Annotated in this window: 1 protein-coding gene; it reads right to left on the reverse strand. The window is 65.0% G+C overall.

Features of this window, described 5'->3' with window-relative positions; translation table 11 throughout:
• The coding region (locus CVH10_RS21840) for a DUF763 domain-containing protein (protein ID WP_369335962.1) at positions 1-171 on the reverse strand (171 nt) is incomplete at its 3' end.
• Positions 172-260 lie beyond the last annotated feature (89 nt).

A 260-nucleotide genomic window follows, 5' to 3' on the forward strand; every position in this document is an offset into this window, starting at 1 on the left:
ATGCACCACCTCGGCGACCATGGCCAAGGCACGCACGGTTCGCGCCCCTATGCCTGGGACGAGCAGAAGTTCGGGAAAATCCTTGGGGCCAAGATCGGCCGCCGCAGCCAAAGCCCCACGAAGGCGGCGTTCCACGACATTTTCCGGGCGCACATCATGATGATCCGGCATGATGAGATGCGGCAATGTGGCCTGACGCTCCGCGCGGGGCTCCAGGCGCGCAAGCTCTCGAACGATTCCCCCGGGACCGACTTCCGCGA

The organism is Halomonas sp. ND22Bw, from assembly GCF_003011945.1.
Lineage (GTDB): Bacteria > Pseudomonadota > Gammaproteobacteria > Pseudomonadales > Halomonadaceae > Halomonas > Halomonas halophila.